The 14,657-nt window shown below is 62.6% G+C and carries 14 protein-coding genes (1 of these 14 cut by a window edge); 3 read left to right on the plus strand and 11 right to left on the minus strand.

All coding sequences use genetic code 11. The features are described from left to right. Positions 1–595: the end of a M23 family metallopeptidase gene (locus QTL56_RS13145; protein WP_229574970.1), read on the plus strand. It extends 1,349 nt beyond the left edge of the window; the window shows 595 of its 1,944 coding nt (coding positions 1,350–1,944); its start codon lies beyond the left edge, outside the window; the stop codon is at positions 593–595. 79 nt (positions 596–674) lie between these two features. On the opposite strand, the gene clpB is transcribed toward QTL56_RS13145, so the two are convergent. The 7 genes from clpB to QTL56_RS13180 all read right to left on the minus strand — a co-directional run bounded on the left by clpB (position 675) and on the right by QTL56_RS13180 (position 11,037). Further along, complete coding sequence (clpB, locus tag QTL56_RS13150) at positions 675–3,278, minus strand: ATP-dependent chaperone ClpB (RefSeq protein WP_245137474.1); 2,604 nt, start codon at positions 3,276–3,278, stop codon at positions 675–677. A 208-nt stretch (positions 3,279–3,486) separates the two neighbouring features. After that, complete coding sequence (locus QTL56_RS13155; RefSeq protein WP_245137473.1) at positions 3,487–4,266, minus strand: DUF4167 domain-containing protein; 780 nt, start codon at positions 4,264–4,266, stop codon at positions 3,487–3,489. A gap of 331 nt (positions 4,267–4,597) precedes the next feature. Beyond that, the gene (prmC, locus tag QTL56_RS13160) at positions 4,598–5,473 is read right to left on the minus strand and encodes a peptide chain release factor N(5)-glutamine methyltransferase (RefSeq protein ID WP_245137472.1); all 876 of its coding nucleotides are present in this window, start codon (positions 5,471–5,473) and stop codon (positions 4,598–4,600) included. Continuing rightward, positions 5,470–6,549, minus strand: a complete 1,080-nt coding sequence (gene prfA, locus QTL56_RS13165; RefSeq protein WP_245137471.1) for a peptide chain release factor 1 — start codon at positions 6,547–6,549, stop codon at positions 5,470–5,472. Before prfA ends, prmC begins: the two co-directional genes overlap by 4 nt. 26 nt (positions 6,550–6,575) lie before the next feature. Then, complete coding sequence (ptsP, locus tag QTL56_RS13170; protein ID WP_245137470.1) at positions 6,576–8,843, minus strand: phosphoenolpyruvate--protein phosphotransferase; 2,268 nt, start codon at positions 8,841–8,843, stop codon at positions 6,576–6,578. Between the two features lie 87 nt (positions 8,844–8,930). Further along, entirely contained in the window at positions 8,931–10,205 is a 1,275-nt protein-coding gene (locus tag QTL56_RS13175) for an aspartate kinase (protein ID WP_229574976.1), read from the minus strand. 256 nt (positions 10,206–10,461) lie between these two features. Continuing rightward, positions 10,462–11,037 carry an SH3 domain-containing protein gene (locus tag QTL56_RS13180; RefSeq protein WP_245137469.1) on the minus strand — a complete coding sequence of 192 codons (576 nt, stop codon included), beginning with the start codon at positions 11,035–11,037 and terminating at the stop codon, positions 10,462–10,464. 165 nt (positions 11,038–11,202) lie between these two features. Between QTL56_RS13180 and ubiG the strand changes: the two genes are divergently transcribed. Next, entirely contained in the window at positions 11,203–11,958 is a 756-nt protein-coding gene (ubiG, locus tag QTL56_RS13185) for a bifunctional 2-polyprenyl-6-hydroxyphenol methylase/3-demethylubiquinol 3-O-methyltransferase UbiG (protein ID WP_245137468.1), read from the plus strand. Continuing rightward, the gene (locus tag QTL56_RS13190) at positions 11,955–12,506 is read left to right on the plus strand and encodes a DUF924 family protein (RefSeq protein ID WP_245137467.1); all 552 of its coding nucleotides are present in this window, start codon (positions 11,955–11,957) and stop codon (positions 12,504–12,506) included. The genes ubiG and QTL56_RS13190 overlap by 4 nt, the downstream gene beginning before the upstream one ends. 6 nt (positions 12,507–12,512) lie before the next feature. On the opposite strand, the gene QTL56_RS13195 is transcribed toward QTL56_RS13190, so the two are convergent. From QTL56_RS13195 to grxC, 4 genes are read right to left on the minus strand one after another with little or no spacing between them, the layout of a single operon-like run. Further along, a complete protein-coding gene (locus tag QTL56_RS13195; RefSeq protein WP_245137466.1) occupies positions 12,513–13,097 on the minus strand; it encodes a DUF3291 domain-containing protein in 585 nt (194 codons plus the stop codon). After that, positions 13,094–13,522: a DUF1178 family protein gene (locus QTL56_RS13200; RefSeq protein WP_229574981.1), complete on the minus strand. Its 429-nt coding sequence runs from the start codon at positions 13,520–13,522 to the stop codon at positions 13,094–13,096. The genes QTL56_RS13195 and QTL56_RS13200 overlap by 4 nt, the downstream gene beginning before the upstream one ends. After that, positions 13,519–14,376, minus strand: a complete 858-nt coding sequence (locus QTL56_RS13205; RefSeq protein ID WP_245137465.1) for a carbon-nitrogen hydrolase family protein — start codon at positions 14,374–14,376, stop codon at positions 13,519–13,521. Before QTL56_RS13205 ends, QTL56_RS13200 begins: the two co-directional genes overlap by 4 nt. Positions 14,377–14,389: 13 nt before the next feature. Next, on the minus strand, positions 14,390–14,644 hold the full coding sequence (gene grxC, locus QTL56_RS13210; RefSeq protein WP_245137464.1) for a glutaredoxin 3: 255 nt from the start codon (positions 14,642–14,644) through the stop codon (positions 14,390–14,392). Positions 14,645–14,657: the final 13 nt, after the last annotated feature.

Below are 14,657 nucleotides of genomic sequence, written 5' to 3' on the forward strand. Positions count from 1 at the left end.
CGGCGACACGATCACCCAGTTCTACCGCTTCCAGGACCCGCAGGACGGTTCGATCGATTTCTTCGACGAAAACGGCAAGTCAATCCGCCAGTTCCTTTTGCGCAATCCCGTCCCGAACGGCCGCTTCACCTCGGGCTTCGGCATGCGCCGTCACCCGATCCTCGGCTATTCGCGCATGCATACCGGCGTCGACTGGGCGGCGCCCCGTGGCACGCCGATCATTGCCTCGGGCAACGGCACCGTTGAAAAGGCCGGCTGGGCCTCCGGCTATGGCAACCAGACCATGATCCGCCATGCCAATGGGTACGTCACCTCCTACAACCACCAGAGCGGTATCGCCAAGGGCATCACGCCCGGCGCCAAGGTGAAGCAGGGCCAGGTCATCGGCTATGTCGGCTCGACCGGCTCCTCGACCGGTTCACACCTGCATTACGAGCTAATCGTCAATGGCACCAAGGTGGATGCGATGAAGGTCCGTCTGCCGGGCGGCAAGGCCCTGGATGGGCCGGTGCTCGCCGCCTTCCAGCAGGAGAGGCAGCGCATCGACACGATGCTGCAGTCGGGCGGTCGCCCCGCCCAGGTCGCGAGCCGCTGAGGCAAAAGACAGCCCCATCAAGCCAACGCAAAACGGCGGCCCCAAGGACCGCCGTCTTTCATTCTGCCCGGAAGCTCCGTCAGGCTGCGGCACTCACCGGAGCCTTGGGCGTGATCAGCAGCCGGTCGCTGCCCGCTTCGATCGTAACCTCGCATCCATCCAGCACCTGACCCGAGAGGATCTGTTCGGCAAGCGGATCCTGGAGATATTTCTGAATCACCCGCTTCAAGGGTCGTGCCCCGTAGACCGGGTCATAGCCCTTGTCGGCGAGCCAGGCACGCGCATCCGGCGTGAGATCGATGCGGATCTTGCGCTCCGAAAGCAAGGACAAGAGCCGCTTCATCTGGATATCCACAATCGCCCCCATTTCCGTCCTGCGCAGACGATGGAAGAGGATGATCTCGTCGACACGATTGAGGAATTCCGGCCGGAACGAGGCCTTGACCACGTCCATGACCTGATCGCGCACCTGATCGACATCCTGATCCTCGCCGAGACCGGTCAGATAATCGGCCCCGAGATTGGAGGTCATGATGATGATCGTGTTCTTGAAGTCGATGGTGCGGCCCTGTCCGTCGGTCAGGCGCCCGTCGTCGAGCACCTGCAGGAGAACGTTGAAAACGTCGGGATGCGCCTTCTCGATCTCGTCGAACAGCACGACCTGGTAGGGCTTGCGCCGCACCGCTTCGGTCAGCGCCCCGCCTTCCTCGTAACCGACATAACCCGGAGGCGCCCCGATCAGCCGGGCGACCGAGTGCTTCTCCATGTATTCGGACATGTCGAGGCGAACCATGGCCGACTCGTCATCGAACAGGAACCGCGCCAGCGACTTCGTCAGCTCGGTCTTGCCGACGCCGGTTGGACCGAGGAAGATGAACGAGCCGATCGGCCGGTTCGGATCCTGCAGGCCGGCGCGGGCGCGGCGGACCGCACGCGAAACCGCCTGAACGGCATCACCCTGGCCGACAACCGACTTGGCCAGATCGTCTTCCATCCTGAGCAGCTTCTCACGCTCGCCTTCCAGCATCTTGTCGACCGGAATGCCGGTCCAGCGGGATACGACATGGGCGATGCCGTCGGGGGTGACGACTTCCTGGACCATGTTACCGGGGCCGGACCCGTCCTGCGCTTCCGCCTCCACCAGTTCCTTCTCGAGCTTCGGGATCATGCCATAGGCGAGTTCACCGGCCCGCTGGAATTCGCCCTGACGCTGCGCGATCGCAAGTTCGTTCCGGGCTTCGTCCAGCTGGCGCTTGAGGTCTGCGGCAAGGCCCAGCTTCTGCTTTTCCGCCTGCCAGCGGGCCGTCAGGGCGTCGGCTTCTTCCTCGAGCGAGGTCAGTTCGGTGTCGAGCCGGGTCAGCCGGTCGGCAGACGCTGCATCTGTCTCCTTCTTCAGCGCCTCGCGCTCGATCTTCAGCTGCATGATGCGACGGTCGAGCTCGTCGAGTTCCTCCGGCTTGCTGTCCACCTGCATGCGCAGCCGCGATGCCGCCTCGTCCATCAGATCGATGGCCTTGTCGGGCAAAAACCGGTCGGTGATGTAGCGGTTCGACAATGTGGCTGCCGCGACAAGGGCCGAATCCGAGATCCGCACCTTGTGATGCTGCTCGTATTTCTCCTTCAGGCCGCGCAGGATCGAGATCGTGTCCTCGACATTGGGCTCGTTGACCATGACCGGCTGGAAGCGCCGGGCGAGCGCCGCATCCTTCTCGACATGCTTGCGGTATTCGTCGAGCGTGGTCGCCCCGACGCAATGCAGCTCGCCGCGCGCAAGCGCCGGCTTCAGCAGGTTGGAAGCATCCATCGCGCCATCGGCCTTGCCGGCACCGACCAGCGTATGCATCTCGTCGATGAACAGGATGATCTCGCCGTTTTCGGACTGAACCTCGTTCAGCACGGCCTTCAGACGTTCCTCGAACTCGCCGCGATACTTTGCACCCGCGATAAGCGCGCCCATATCGAGCGCCATCAGCTTCTTGTCTTTCAGGCTCTCCGGCACGTCGCCGTTGACGATGCGCAAGGCAAGGCCCTCGGCAATCGCCGTCTTGCCGACGCCGGGTTCACCGATCAGGACAGGGTTGTTCTTGGTCCGGCGCGACAGGACCTGGATCGTGCGACGGATCTCGTCGTCTCGGCCGATCACAGGATCGAGGCGACCTTCGCGTGCCTCCTCGGTCAGGTCGCGCGCATATTTCTTCAAAGCGTCGAAACCGGCCTCGGCATTGGCACCATCGGCGGTCCGGCCCTTGCGGATCTCGTTGATCACCTGGTTCAGCGCATTCGCCGTCACGCCACCCTTCTTCAGGGAGGCCGATGTCGAGGCGGAGGATTCGATCGCAAGCGCGAGCAGCAGGCGCTCGACCGTGACGAAGCTGTCACCGGCCTTCTTGGCAGCGTCTTCTGCCGTCGAAAACACCTTGGCGAGCGGCTGGGCCAGATAGACCTGTCCATTGCCGCCAGACACCTTGGGAAGCTTGGCAAGAGCCGCATCATTGGCGATCCGCACAGCCTTGGCATCGCCACCGGCACGGCTGATCAGCGAAGACGCCATGCCCTGTTCGTCATCGAGCAGAACCTTCAGCACATGTTCCGGCGTGAACTGCTGGTGCCCTTCCGACAGGGCATGGGTCTGCGCGGATTGCAGAAAACCGCGCACGCGTTCGGAATATTTCTCGATATTCATCGTCACTCTCCCTTGTCTCCGCCCTGCCCGCATTCGGCACAGGTCGGATGGTGTGGATGAGGCCCCCGCTGGCGGCGGACCCCGGAGCGCTTACCGCTCCCTCAAACGAGATATGGGAGCGCGATTTTGCCCTTTAAAGAGGCAGTTAAACGAAAAACTCCGGGCCAGAGCCCGGAGTTTTGCAATCGTCAAATCGAGCCGGAAAAGCTCATTCGGTATCAACCTCGGCGAGAACGGGGGCTTCGCCACCTTCGCCGTTTCCACCAGTCTCTCCGCCGGCTTCACCACCTTCGTCGCTACCCGCGGCGCGGCGCGGTTGACGGCGCGGACGGTTGCCAGCGGTGCGGCGTCGCGGCTGGCGTTCGCCACCGGCGTCTGCTGCGCTTTCGGCAGCGGCGGCTGCAGCTTCCACCGGCATGTCCTCGATGACGGGCTGCGGGCCCGAGCCGGCGATTTCCGGCTGCGGCTGCGGCTCTGGCTGACGTTGCGGCCGGTTCTGCTGCTGCGGACGGTTCTGCTGTTGCGGGCGGGGCTGCTGCTGCGGCGCCTGCTGGTTCCCGCGATCACCACCACGATCACCATTCTGACCGGTGTTTTCGTCCGAGCCGTCGAAATCCTCGCCGTCGCGCTCGTTATAGTCCTGGCGGTCGTCACGGTCCTCGCCGCCATCGCGGTCGTCGCGCTGGAAGCGCTCCTGCATCTGCGCCTGGGCAGCCGCGATGATGCGGTTGTAGTGCTCGGCATGCTGCAGGTAGTTTTCCGCCATGACGCGATCACCTGCGCTTTGCGCGTCGCGTGCCAAAGTCGAATACTTCTCGGCAACGTGCTGAGCGGTACCGCGGATTTTCACATCGGGGCCGGAGCTGTCATAGGTCCGGGTAAGCGGGTTCTGGCCTTTGCGGTTGAAATTGTTGTTTCCACCGCCGCCGCCACCGCCGCTATTGTTGTTACGCCCCCGACCACGCTTGTTCTGCTGTCCTGGCCTCATAGATGCTTCACCTGAATGTCTTTGTTGTGCTGATAAAGGGCAACGTCATTGGCTCTGGTTGAACCGGACCAAGTCTATGCGCGCCGCCGACAGACCGCGCTCTCGCCTTGCTCGCCGCTGGTGAAAGTCGAGTTTACTGAGCTACGCATCGGTCCTGTCGTGCTTCGCGGAGTTCGAAAGCGAACCTTTTTCGAAGCCGGCCCAGTCGTGAACGAATCTTCGTTCTTTCCCCGCCGCCCGTTGCGTGCCCGCAAACTATTACGCTTCATCCGGAAATCCAAGCCTTTTTCTGGCTTTCCGGCAATTATCCTTAGCAACCGCAGCAAACCGGCTAATCAAGCCTTGGCGCAAACACCAGGACGCGGTCATTGCCACCATAGTCCCGACGCTCCTCGAGAAGAGAAAACCCAGCCCCTTCAAAGATTTGCACGACGTCGTCCCGCTGGTCGAAACCGATTTCCAGACCGACCAGCCCATGATCCTCGAGATGGTCTCGCGCCTCTGCCGCTATGCAACGATAGGCCTCCAGGCCGTCCGGTCCCCCGTCCAGCGCGGCCATCGGATCGAAATTTGCGACTTCCGGCTCCAGACCCGTCACCACATCACTCCGGATGTAGGGCGGGTTGGAGACGATGATGTCGAAACGCTCCGGTGTTTGGTCGAACCAGGGGCCGAGCCGCGTGGCGAAACGCGATCCGAGCCCGTTGCGCTCGGCATTTCCGGTCGCCGTCCTCAGCGCATCCTCGGAAATATCGATGCCAAGAGCATCGGCTTGCGGACATTCATGCAGCAATGCCAGGGCGATTGCTCCGGTTCCCGTGCCGAGATCCACGATATGCGGCTTCAAACCTTTGGTCACCATATCGAGAAGTTGTGGCAAGATCACGTCAACCAGGATCTCCGTATCCGGACGTGGCTCCAGGGTCCCGGCGGAAAGTGCCAGATCGAGACCGTAGAATTCGCGCCGGCCGAGAATTCGGTGCACTGGTTCATGCCGGATCCGGCGCGTGATGGCGTCTTCCACCTGTGCCACTGTGTCGGGCGCTACCGGTCTGTCGCCTTCGAGAAGCAGCGCGGTCGGACGAATGTCGAGAAGGCCACAGACCAGCACCCTGGCATCTGTTGCTGGATCGCCAAGTCCGGCCGCCTCGAAACGCCGGCGCGCATCAGCAATCAGGGATCGGGCGGAAGGCACAGCCCCGCTCACTGGGCCTCACCCAGCTGCGCAAGCTGGCCGGCCTGATAGTCGGAAATCAGCGCATCGAGCATTTCATCAAGATCGCCTTCGATCATCCGGTCGAGCTTGTAGAGCGTCAGGTTGATCCGATGGTCCGTCACTCGCCCCTGCGGGAAGTTATAGGTGCGAATTCGCTCCGAACGGTCCCCCGAGCCGACCTGGCTCTTGCGGTTCGCAGACCGCTCGCTGTCCACCTTTTGCCGCTCGATGTCGTAGAGCCGGGAGCGCAGCACCTGCATCGCCTTGGCGCGGTTCTGGTGCTGCGATTTTTCCGAGGACGTCACGATCAGCCCCGTCGGCAGGTGCGTGATGCGCACGGCCGAGTCCGTCGTGTTGACGTGCTGTCCACCCGCGCCAGATGCACGCATCGTATCGATGCGGATATCCTCGGGCTTGATCTCGATGTCGATATCTTCGGCTTCCGGCAGAACCGCGACGGTGGCGGCCGACGTGTGAATACGCCCGCTCGCTTCCGTCTCCGGCACGCGCTGCACGCGGTGCACACCGGATTCGAACTTCAGCTTGGAGAACACGCCCCGCCCGCTGATCGTCGCGATGATTTCCTTGTAGCCGCCGGCTTCGCCCTCGCTCGCGGAAAGCACGTCCACCTTCCAGCCCTTGGTCGAGGCGAAACGCTCATACATGCGGAAGAGATCGCCGGCAAAGAGCGCCGCTTCCGATCCGCCCGTGCCCGCGCGGATTTCGAGGATCGCGCTCTTTTCGTCGGCAGCGTCCTTCGGCAGAAGCAGGATCTGCATCTCGTTTTCGAGCGCCTCGATCCGCGTCTCCAGCTCCGGCAGTTCCATTTCGGCCAGATCGCGCATCTCGCGATCGGTCGTCTTGTCAGCCAGCATGGCGCGCAGATCCGCCGCCTCGTCCATCGCGGACTGGTATTCGCGGATCTTTTTCACCACGGGCTCGAGTTCGGAATATTCCGATGCGAGCTTCACATAGACGTCGGCCGCCGGACCCGCCGACATTCGCGCCTCGATCTCGCCGAACCGGCGTTCGAGCTCGCGCATTTTTTCGACAGGAAGCTTCGCCACCCTATACTCCAGGTCAGTCGTCGGTCTCAGACGGGGATCTTGTTCACTTCCGCATGGCGGACAAGCAGGTCGCGCACTGACACGCCCGGGGTGTCGTCGTCAAGCGCAGCCGTCAGGACCTCCGTCAGCTGGCCGACGTCGAGGCCGAGCAACATTGCCTTGACCGGACCGATCGCCGTCGGTGACATCGAGATCGAGCGGAAGCCGATCCCGAGCAGTGCCATGGCCGAAAGCGGCTTCGAGGCCATCTCGCCGCACAGCGTCACGGGCGTCTTGTTCCGCTCGCCGGCACGAACGATGTCGCGCAGAATGCGAAGGAAGGGTCGCCCGAGCACGTCGAAACGATCGGATACCCGCGCATTGCCCCGGTCGACCGCCATGGCGAACTGGAACAGGTCGTTCGAACCGACAGACACGAAATCGACCTCGTCCATCAGCTCGTCGAGCTGCCAGAGGAGCGCCGGCACTTCCAGCATGGCCCCGAACTGCAGCTTCTTGGGCAGCTGATGGCCGAACTTCGAGATGTGCTGGATCTCCTTCTGCATCAGCTCGCGCACCTGCCGGATCTCCGAGACCTCGGTCACCATCGGCAGCATCATCTTCAGCTCGGCGCCGGAGGCCGCCTTGAGCAGTGCGCGCAGCTGCGTCCGCAACAACCCCGGACGATCGAGCGACAGGCGGATCGCCCGCCAGCCAAGTGCCGGGTTCTCTTCTTCCTGTGACCGGAAATAGGGGACGACCTTGTCACCGCCGATATCGAGCGTGCGGAATGTCACCGGACGGCCGGCGGCCTGCTTCAAGACATTGCGATAGAAGCTCTCCTGTTCCTCGCCCTTCGGCATGGTCGAAGAGATCATGAACTGCAGTTCGGTTCGGAAGAGACCGATCCCGTCGGCACCGGAATCCGCAAGCTGAGGCAGATCGACCAGAAGGCCGGCATTCATCTGCAGTTTGATCCGATGTCCGTCCTTCGTCAGCGGTTCAACGTCGCGCAGCGCCCGGAACTGTTCCTGCCGCTTGGCCCGGAGCTTGACCTTTTCCTCATAGGCCCGCTGCAGGTCCGCCACGGGACGGACATGCACCTTGCCGTCGTCACCGTCGATGATGGCAGGATCGCCATTTTCAGCCAGCGCCACCGCCCCCGCCGCCTGACCGACGACCGCAATGCCCATGGCCCGCGCAACGATGACGACATGGCTTGTGACAGCGCCCTCCTCGAGCACGAGGCCGCGCAGGTTGGCGCGCGGATAATCCAGAAGCTCCGCCGCACCCATCGCACGGGCAAAGACGATGGCGTCGTTCGGGAAGCCTTCAGCCGCGCTGTGCGGCGAAAACCCGGTCAGCTGGCGCAGCAACCGGTTCGCAAGATCGTCGAAATCATGCATGCGCTCGCGCAGGTAAGGATCCGTCAGGCGCATCATGCGCGCCTTGGTATCGCTCTGCACCTTCTCGACAGCCGCCTCCGCCGTCAGGCCATTGTGGATAGCCTCTTCCATGCGCCGCACCCAACCCTGGTCATGGGCAAACATGCGGTAGGTCTCCAGGACGTCGCGGTGCTCGCCCTCCATGGAAATTTCGCGCCGCGACAGCATGTCGTCGATCGAGATCCTGAGCGAGCCCAGCGCATCGGCCAGCCTGCGGATTTCCTTCTCACTGTCTTCGTTGAGGAGATTGGTGACGACGATGCGAGGCTCGTGCAGCACCACGTAACCGAGGCCGATGCCTTCGGAATAGCTGTCACCCTCGATCGAGACGGGCCGGGTCAGGTCGAGCTCCAGCCCCGGCCGGGTGATCTTCTTCAATTCGCCGGTGGCGATCATCTCGGCGAGCACCATCGCTGTCGTTTCCAGCGCTTCGAGCTCGTCCTCGCGATAATTGCGTTGCGCCTTGTTCTGCACGACAAGGACGCCAAGGCTTCGCCCGGCCCGCAGGATCGGCACGCCGAGGAAGGAATGGTAGATCTCTTCGCCGGTTTCCGGCAGGTAGCGGAAGGCCGGATGCGCCTGGGCATCCGAAAGATTGAGCGACTGGGCCGACGCCGCGATCGTGCCGACCAGACCCTGGCCCATCTTCAGCTGGGCAAGGTGCACCGCATCCTTGTTCAGACCTTCGGTCGCATAGAGTTCGAGGACGCCGTCCGAGCGGAGAACATAGGCGGAGCACACCTCTGCGACCATGTTGTTCGCGATCTGGCGAACGATCCGGTCCAGTCGCTCCTGCGGCTCGAGCGGCTCCGCCATCAGTTCGCGCAGCCGCTTGAGCAGGACGCGGGGACCCGCAGAAAGGTCTCTCATCGCGTTTTTGCTCCACTTCCCATTGGTCAGCGGATTGTTACCCTTGCCTTTTCAGGGGGTCGGGGCACGCGTGTCCGCTCTCAGGAATCAATTCTTATCCAGACCGTAGCAGGAATGCAAAGTCCGAACAGCGAGCTCGGCATAGGGGCCATCGATCAGGATGGAGATCTTGATCTCCGAGGTGGTGATCGCCTTGATGTTGATGCCCTTGTCCGCCAGCGCCCTGAATGCGGTTGCCGCGACGCCCGCATGGCTGCGCATGCCGATGCCGATGACGGAAACCTTGACGAGACCCTTCTCGCTCTGGACGACGTCGAAACCGATCTTCTCCTTGTTGGAGCCGAGAACGGCGAGCGCCTTGTCCACGTCACCGGACGGAACCGTGAAGGTCATGTCGGTCTTGGAACCGTCTTCCGAGATGTTCTGGACGATCATGTCGACATTGATGTGGGATTCGGCGAGCGGTCCGAAGATCGCAGCCGACACACCCGGCCGGTCGGCCAGACGGCGCAGCGAAATCTGGGCTTCATCCTTGGCATAGGCAATACCGGTGACGACTTCCTGTTCCACGATCTCTTCCTCATCACAAATCAGCGTACCGGGCGGGTTCAACAGATCGCCCATGCCCGGTGCATCGGGATCTTCAAAGCTGGAGCGCACGAAGGTGCGAACCTTGTGCACCATGGCGAGCTCGACGGAACGGACCTGAAGAACCTTGGCGCCGAGCGAGGCCATTTCGAGCATTTCCTCGAAAGCGATCTTCTTCAGGCGCCGCGCCTTCGGCTCGATGCGCGGATCGGTCGTGTAGACGCCGTCGACGTCGGTATAGATGTCGCAGCGATCGGCCTTCACACCGGCGGCAATCGCGACGGCCGAGGTATCCGAGCCACCGCGACCGAGCGTCGCGATGCGATTGTCAGGGCCGATGCCCTGGAAACCTGCAACGACGGCCACCTGGCCCTCGCCCATGCGGCGGATGATGTCGGCGCCGTCGATCTCCTGGATACGGGCCGCGCCATGAGCGTTGTCGGTCTTGATCGGGATCTGCCAGCCTTGCCAGGACCGGGCATTGACGCCCATCGACTGGAGTGCAATGGCGAGCAAACCGGATGTCACCTGTTCGCCCGACGCGACGATGGCATCATATTCGCGCGCATCGTAGAACGGCGAGTCGGCACCGGCCACCTTCGGCATGGTCTGAACCCAGTCGACCAGCTCATTGGTCTTGCCCGACATCGCCGAGACGACCACGGCCACTTCGTGACCCGCATCCACTTCGCGTTTCACATGACGCGCGACGTTATAGATGCGATCCAGATTGGCGACGGATGTCCCGCCGAACTTCATGACGATGCGAGCCATAGACTTGAACCATATGCCCTTGAAAGACGCCGGAACTCCGGCACGAAAACGATCGCCTGGGCACAAAGCCGCAAGCTGGCCGGGCTTTTAGTCTATCTGGCCGGGGGGCGCAACGGCCACTTGCCCCCCAAACGGTACGGCGTGGCCGGCATTTTTGTCTTGCAGATCGGCATGATGAAGGCGGCCCGCTCGAGACGCGGGCATAAGAAAAGGGGGCCACGGGGCCCCCTCGAAAGTTAAGCTGGCTGTCAGGATGTCAGCGGCAGGCGCTGGGATCCCGCTCGCAACGCTCCCGCATCACGCGAAAGACCGGATGCCGGTCCCGATCGTCCTGCGGCTCAAAATCTCGCTGGACGCGGCGATCATCCTCGCGTCCGCGCCGATCGTTTTCTGCACGGCGGTCACGATCGCGATCCCCGTCCCGGCGATCGTCACCATCCCGCCAGCGGTCACGATCGCGGTAGAAAGGGCGCCCGCGATAATGGTCATCCCAATAGCGGCCGATACTGAAGGTCACGGTTGGAATGCCGAGCGGTCGGTAATACTGTGGCCCGACACTGACGCGGCGCTGCGAATAGGTGGTCTGCAGATAGGATCCCGAGACCCAGCCACGATATCCGGCGAACGCCACATCGCACCAGTTGGCACTGGACATGCAGCCCCGGATGTCGACACGACTGCCTGCGGGCACAACAATGACGGCAGGATAACGCGTGCTCGGCCCTGACCGCATGTTGACATTGGCTGTCGAGAAGGCGACGGCCGCTTCGGCCACCGCCGGCAGCGCCCCCGCAGAGACGGCAAGCGCTGCGATGAACCACATTCTTTTCATGATCTTCGATCTCCTTTCACCGCCAGCCGGCCAGGGCTGCGATTCACGCCTCAACGTTTGGCCTCGATGGAGGTTCCTTGAGCAGTTGTCACTGCGACGTCCCTGCCCTTGACTTTGCAAGCCATCGGGACGACTTCATGGCCAATCGTTGCAGGAGGTTCCGTCATGAGTGCAGAGGCACGCACCACCATCGATCAGGCCGAAGTCGACCGCTTTTCCGCCATGGCCGCGGAATGGTGGGATCCGACCGGCAAGTTCAAGCCGCTGCACAAGATCAATCCGGTTCGGCTCGCCTATATCAGGGACAAGGTGGTCGAGCATTACGGCCGCGACCCGCGAAGCGCCCGTCCGCTTGAGGGATTGCGCGTGCTGGACATTGGTTGCGGCGGCGGCCTTTTGTCCGAGCCCGTCGCCCGCATGGGCGCGAGCGTGCTGGGTGCCGATGCCTCGGAGAAGAACATCAAGATCGCCATGACCCACTCCGCCCAGAGCGGCGTGGAAGTTGACTACCGGGCCGTGACGGCAGAGGAACTGGCAGCCCAGGGCGAGACCTTTGACATCGTACTCAACATGGAAGTCGTCGAACACGTCGCGGATGTCGATTTCTTCCTCTCGACCTGCGCTTCCATGGTCCGCCCCGGCGGCCTCATGCTGGTCTCCACAATCAACCGGACGCTGAAGGCAGCCGCCCTCGCCATCGTCGGCGCCGAATATGTGCTCCGCTGGCTGCCCCGTGGCACCCATCAGTACGAGAAGCTGGTGCGACCCGAGGAAATCGAGCGTCCGCTCTCGGCAAGCGGCATGCAGATCATCGAGCGCAAGGGCGTCTTCTTCAATCCGCTGCAGAACCAGTGGAACCTCTCGGCCGATATCGACGTGAACTACATGATGCTCGCCAGCCGCCCGGGGGACGCAGCATGAGTTCGCCGCAATCCGTTGTCGACTTCTGGCAGCAGGCAGGCCGGCAGAAGTGGTTCTCCAAGGATGATGCGTTCGACACGAGCATTCGCGAGGCCTTCGAGCGCCTGCATTTTCGCGCTGCCCGCAACGAACTCGCCGACTGGATGAACACGCCGCAGGGCGCTCTGGCCCTGATCATTCTGCTTGATCAGTTTCCACGCAACCTGTTCCGAAACTCGGGGCATGCCTTCGCCACCGATCCATTGGCTCTGTCATTGGCCCGGCGAGCGATTGAACTCGGCCATGACGCGGCAACAGAGCCGGACCTTGCAGCCTTCTTCTATCTGCCTTTCGAGCATGCCGAAGATCTCGCAGAGCAGGAACGGAGCGTTGTTCTGTTCAAGGCGCTCGCGGAGAGGGGCGGGCCGCAAGACTATCTCGATTATGCGGTCACGCACCGTGACGTCATCGCCCGCTTCGGGCGTTTCCCCCACCGAAATGCCGCCCTTGGCCGGACGACGACACCGGACGAGCAGGCCTTTCTGGACGGTGGTGGCTTCCAGGGCTAACCGGTCTTAGACGGGCAGCTTGAGGACCGCATCAAGCAGCCCGCCTTGCGCCGCTACATTCCCCGCTGCCAACTGCTTGACCAATGAACGGTCGACTGCCGTCGGTATACGGTCCGGACCGTAGGGTTCCTTGAAGGTGAAACACTGCGGTCCGCTGCCGTGGTCAACGAGCATCTCCAGCCGCTCGGCCCCGTCCTTCCATTCCGGTCGCTGGCCTGCAGGCACCCAAAAGAGCACCATCGGCGGCCATTCTTGCACCACGTTCCAGTGCCTTGCATGCTTGAGAGCGTCCGCATGCACGCCGGTATAGGTAAAGGCCATCAAGCTCTCGAGATCCCGCCAGAGCGAGAGCTGCGAGACGCCGGCACCTCTGCTGTGCTGGGACAAGAAGCGCGGAAAGACGAGCTGCCCCCAGCTACGAGGCCCGGGAACGCCCTGATATCCGGACCGCGCGATAAAACCGGGTGCCCGCTCTGCCGCCGCAAAATTCAAGGGCTCTCGCAGAGCGAAGCCGCGCACCGCAACGCTCTCTGAACTGTCGACATAAATGCCGAAATTGTAGACCGCCAGATGATGGGGGCCCGCCGTCAATTCACATCATCAGGCAAGACCGGCAGCGGCGCGATCTCGATGCCTTCCTCGATCAGCGACTTCACCTCCACTGGCGAGGCCTGGCCGATGATCCCCCGGGCTTCCGTTTCCCCGTAGTGGATCTTGCGAGCCTCCTCGGGGAACTTCTCGCCCACATCCTCGCTGCTTGCACGGATTTCGCGGATGGCGTCCTTGAGCTTCACCAAGGCCTGCTTCTGCGCTGTCGACACCGCCAGCGCCTGGGTGTCTTCCTTCTGCCGCGCCGTGGAAACCGCAGGCGCCATCAGCACCTTGGACACGTCCGCGGATCCGCAGACGGGACAGGTCAGGTAACCCGATGCCTTCTGCCGGTCGAAATCGGCGCTTTCCGAAAACCAGCCCTCGAATTCATGCGCCTTCTCGCAGCTGAGCGAATAGCGGATCAAACCGTGACGCCTCCCTTGGCGAGGACCGGCGCAATATCGAGCTGGAAGTCGCGGCCGTTCTTGAGGTTCGGAATTTTCGCCCGGCAGGTCTTGACCGCCTCGAGATCGATCTCGGCCACCACCACGTCTTCGCCCGAACCGCAGGCAGCCGCCAGCACCTTGCCCCAGGGATCGACGATCATCGAATGCCCGAAGGTCTCGCGGCCGTCTTCATGCACGCCCGCCTGGGCGGCCGAGATGACATAGGCGCCGTTCTCGATCGCCCGCGCCCGAAGCAGGATCTCCCAATGCGCTTCGCCGGTCTGCTTGGTGAAGGCCGCCGGCGTGGTCAGGATTTCGGCACCGGCCATGGCTTCGGCCCGGAACAGATGCGGGAAGCGCACGTCGTAACAGACACCGAAACCGAGCTTGGCGAAGGGCAGGTCCGCAACAACGGCCCGCTCGCCGGGACGATAGACAGAGCTTTCGCGCCAGCTCTCGCCATTGTCGAGATCGACGTCGAACATGTGGATCTTGTCGTAGAATGTGATCTTCTTTCCGTCGGGTCCAAATAGGAAGGCCCGATTGGCGATCTTGCCATCGGCAAGCTTGATGGCGGTCGAACCGACATGCAGATGGATGCCGAGCGCCTTGGCGAGCTCCGAAGCCTTTTGGACGATAAGATCCGTCTCCTCGTCGCGCAGCACGGCGGCGAGACCGGCACGATCCTTCTGCACCGCACCCGTCATTTCAGGCGTCTGAACATAGATCGCCCCGCGACGAGCGGCCTCGCGCACGAGCCGTGCCATGCTTTCGGCATTCTTCTCCGGATCGATCCCGGAGCACATCTGGACGGCGGCAGCCTTGAACACCATGAACAATCAGTCCTTACTTTGCGAGAAGCGGATCGAGCTTGCCGGCCCGATCGAGTGCATGCAGGTCGTCCCAGCCACCGACATGCCGGCTGCCGATGAAGATCTGCGGGAAAGTATTGCGGCCGGACTTGGCGATCATTTCCTCACGCAGATCCGGCTTGCCCGTCGCGTCATGCTCGACATAGGTGACACCTTTGCTGTCGAGCAGGGCCTTGGCGCTGGCGCAGTAGCCGCAGAATTGCCGTGTGTAGATCGTGACGTCAGCCATGAAGTTCTCCGCC

Source organism: Peteryoungia algae (assembly GCF_030369675.1).
GTDB lineage: Bacteria > Pseudomonadota > Alphaproteobacteria > Rhizobiales > Rhizobiaceae > Allorhizobium > Allorhizobium algae.

Excerpts from the sequence above, each read along its gene's own strand:
- clpB (WP_245137474.1), bottom strand. The coding sequence starts at position 3,278 with ATGAATATCGAGAAATATTCCGAACGCGTGCGCGGTTTTCTGCAATCC.
- QTL56_RS13155 (WP_245137473.1), bottom strand. The coding sequence starts at position 4,266 with ATGAGGCCAGGACAGCAGAACAAGCGTGGTCGGGGGCGTAACAACAAT.
- ptsP (WP_245137470.1), bottom strand. The coding sequence starts at position 8,843 with ATGAGAGACCTTTCTGCGGGTCCCCGCGTCCTGCTCAAGCGGCTGCGC.
- QTL56_RS13175 (WP_229574976.1), bottom strand. The coding sequence starts at position 10,205 with ATGGCTCGCATCGTCATGAAGTTCGGCGGGACATCCGTCGCCAATCTG.
- QTL56_RS13180 (WP_245137469.1), bottom strand. The coding sequence starts at position 11,037 with ATGAAAAGAATGTGGTTCATCGCAGCGCTTGCCGTCTCTGCGGGGGCG.
- ubiG (WP_245137468.1), top strand. The coding sequence starts at position 11,203 with ATGAGTGCAGAGGCACGCACCACCATCGATCAGGCCGAAGTCGACCGC.
- QTL56_RS13190 (WP_245137467.1), top strand. The coding sequence starts at position 11,955 with ATGAGTTCGCCGCAATCCGTTGTCGACTTCTGGCAGCAGGCAGGCCGG.
- QTL56_RS13205 (WP_245137465.1), bottom strand. The coding sequence starts at position 14,376 with ATGGTGTTCAAGGCTGCCGCCGTCCAGATGTGCTCCGGGATCGATCCG.
- grxC (WP_245137464.1), bottom strand. The coding sequence starts at position 14,644 with ATGGCTGACGTCACGATCTACACACGGCAATTCTGCGGCTACTGCGCC.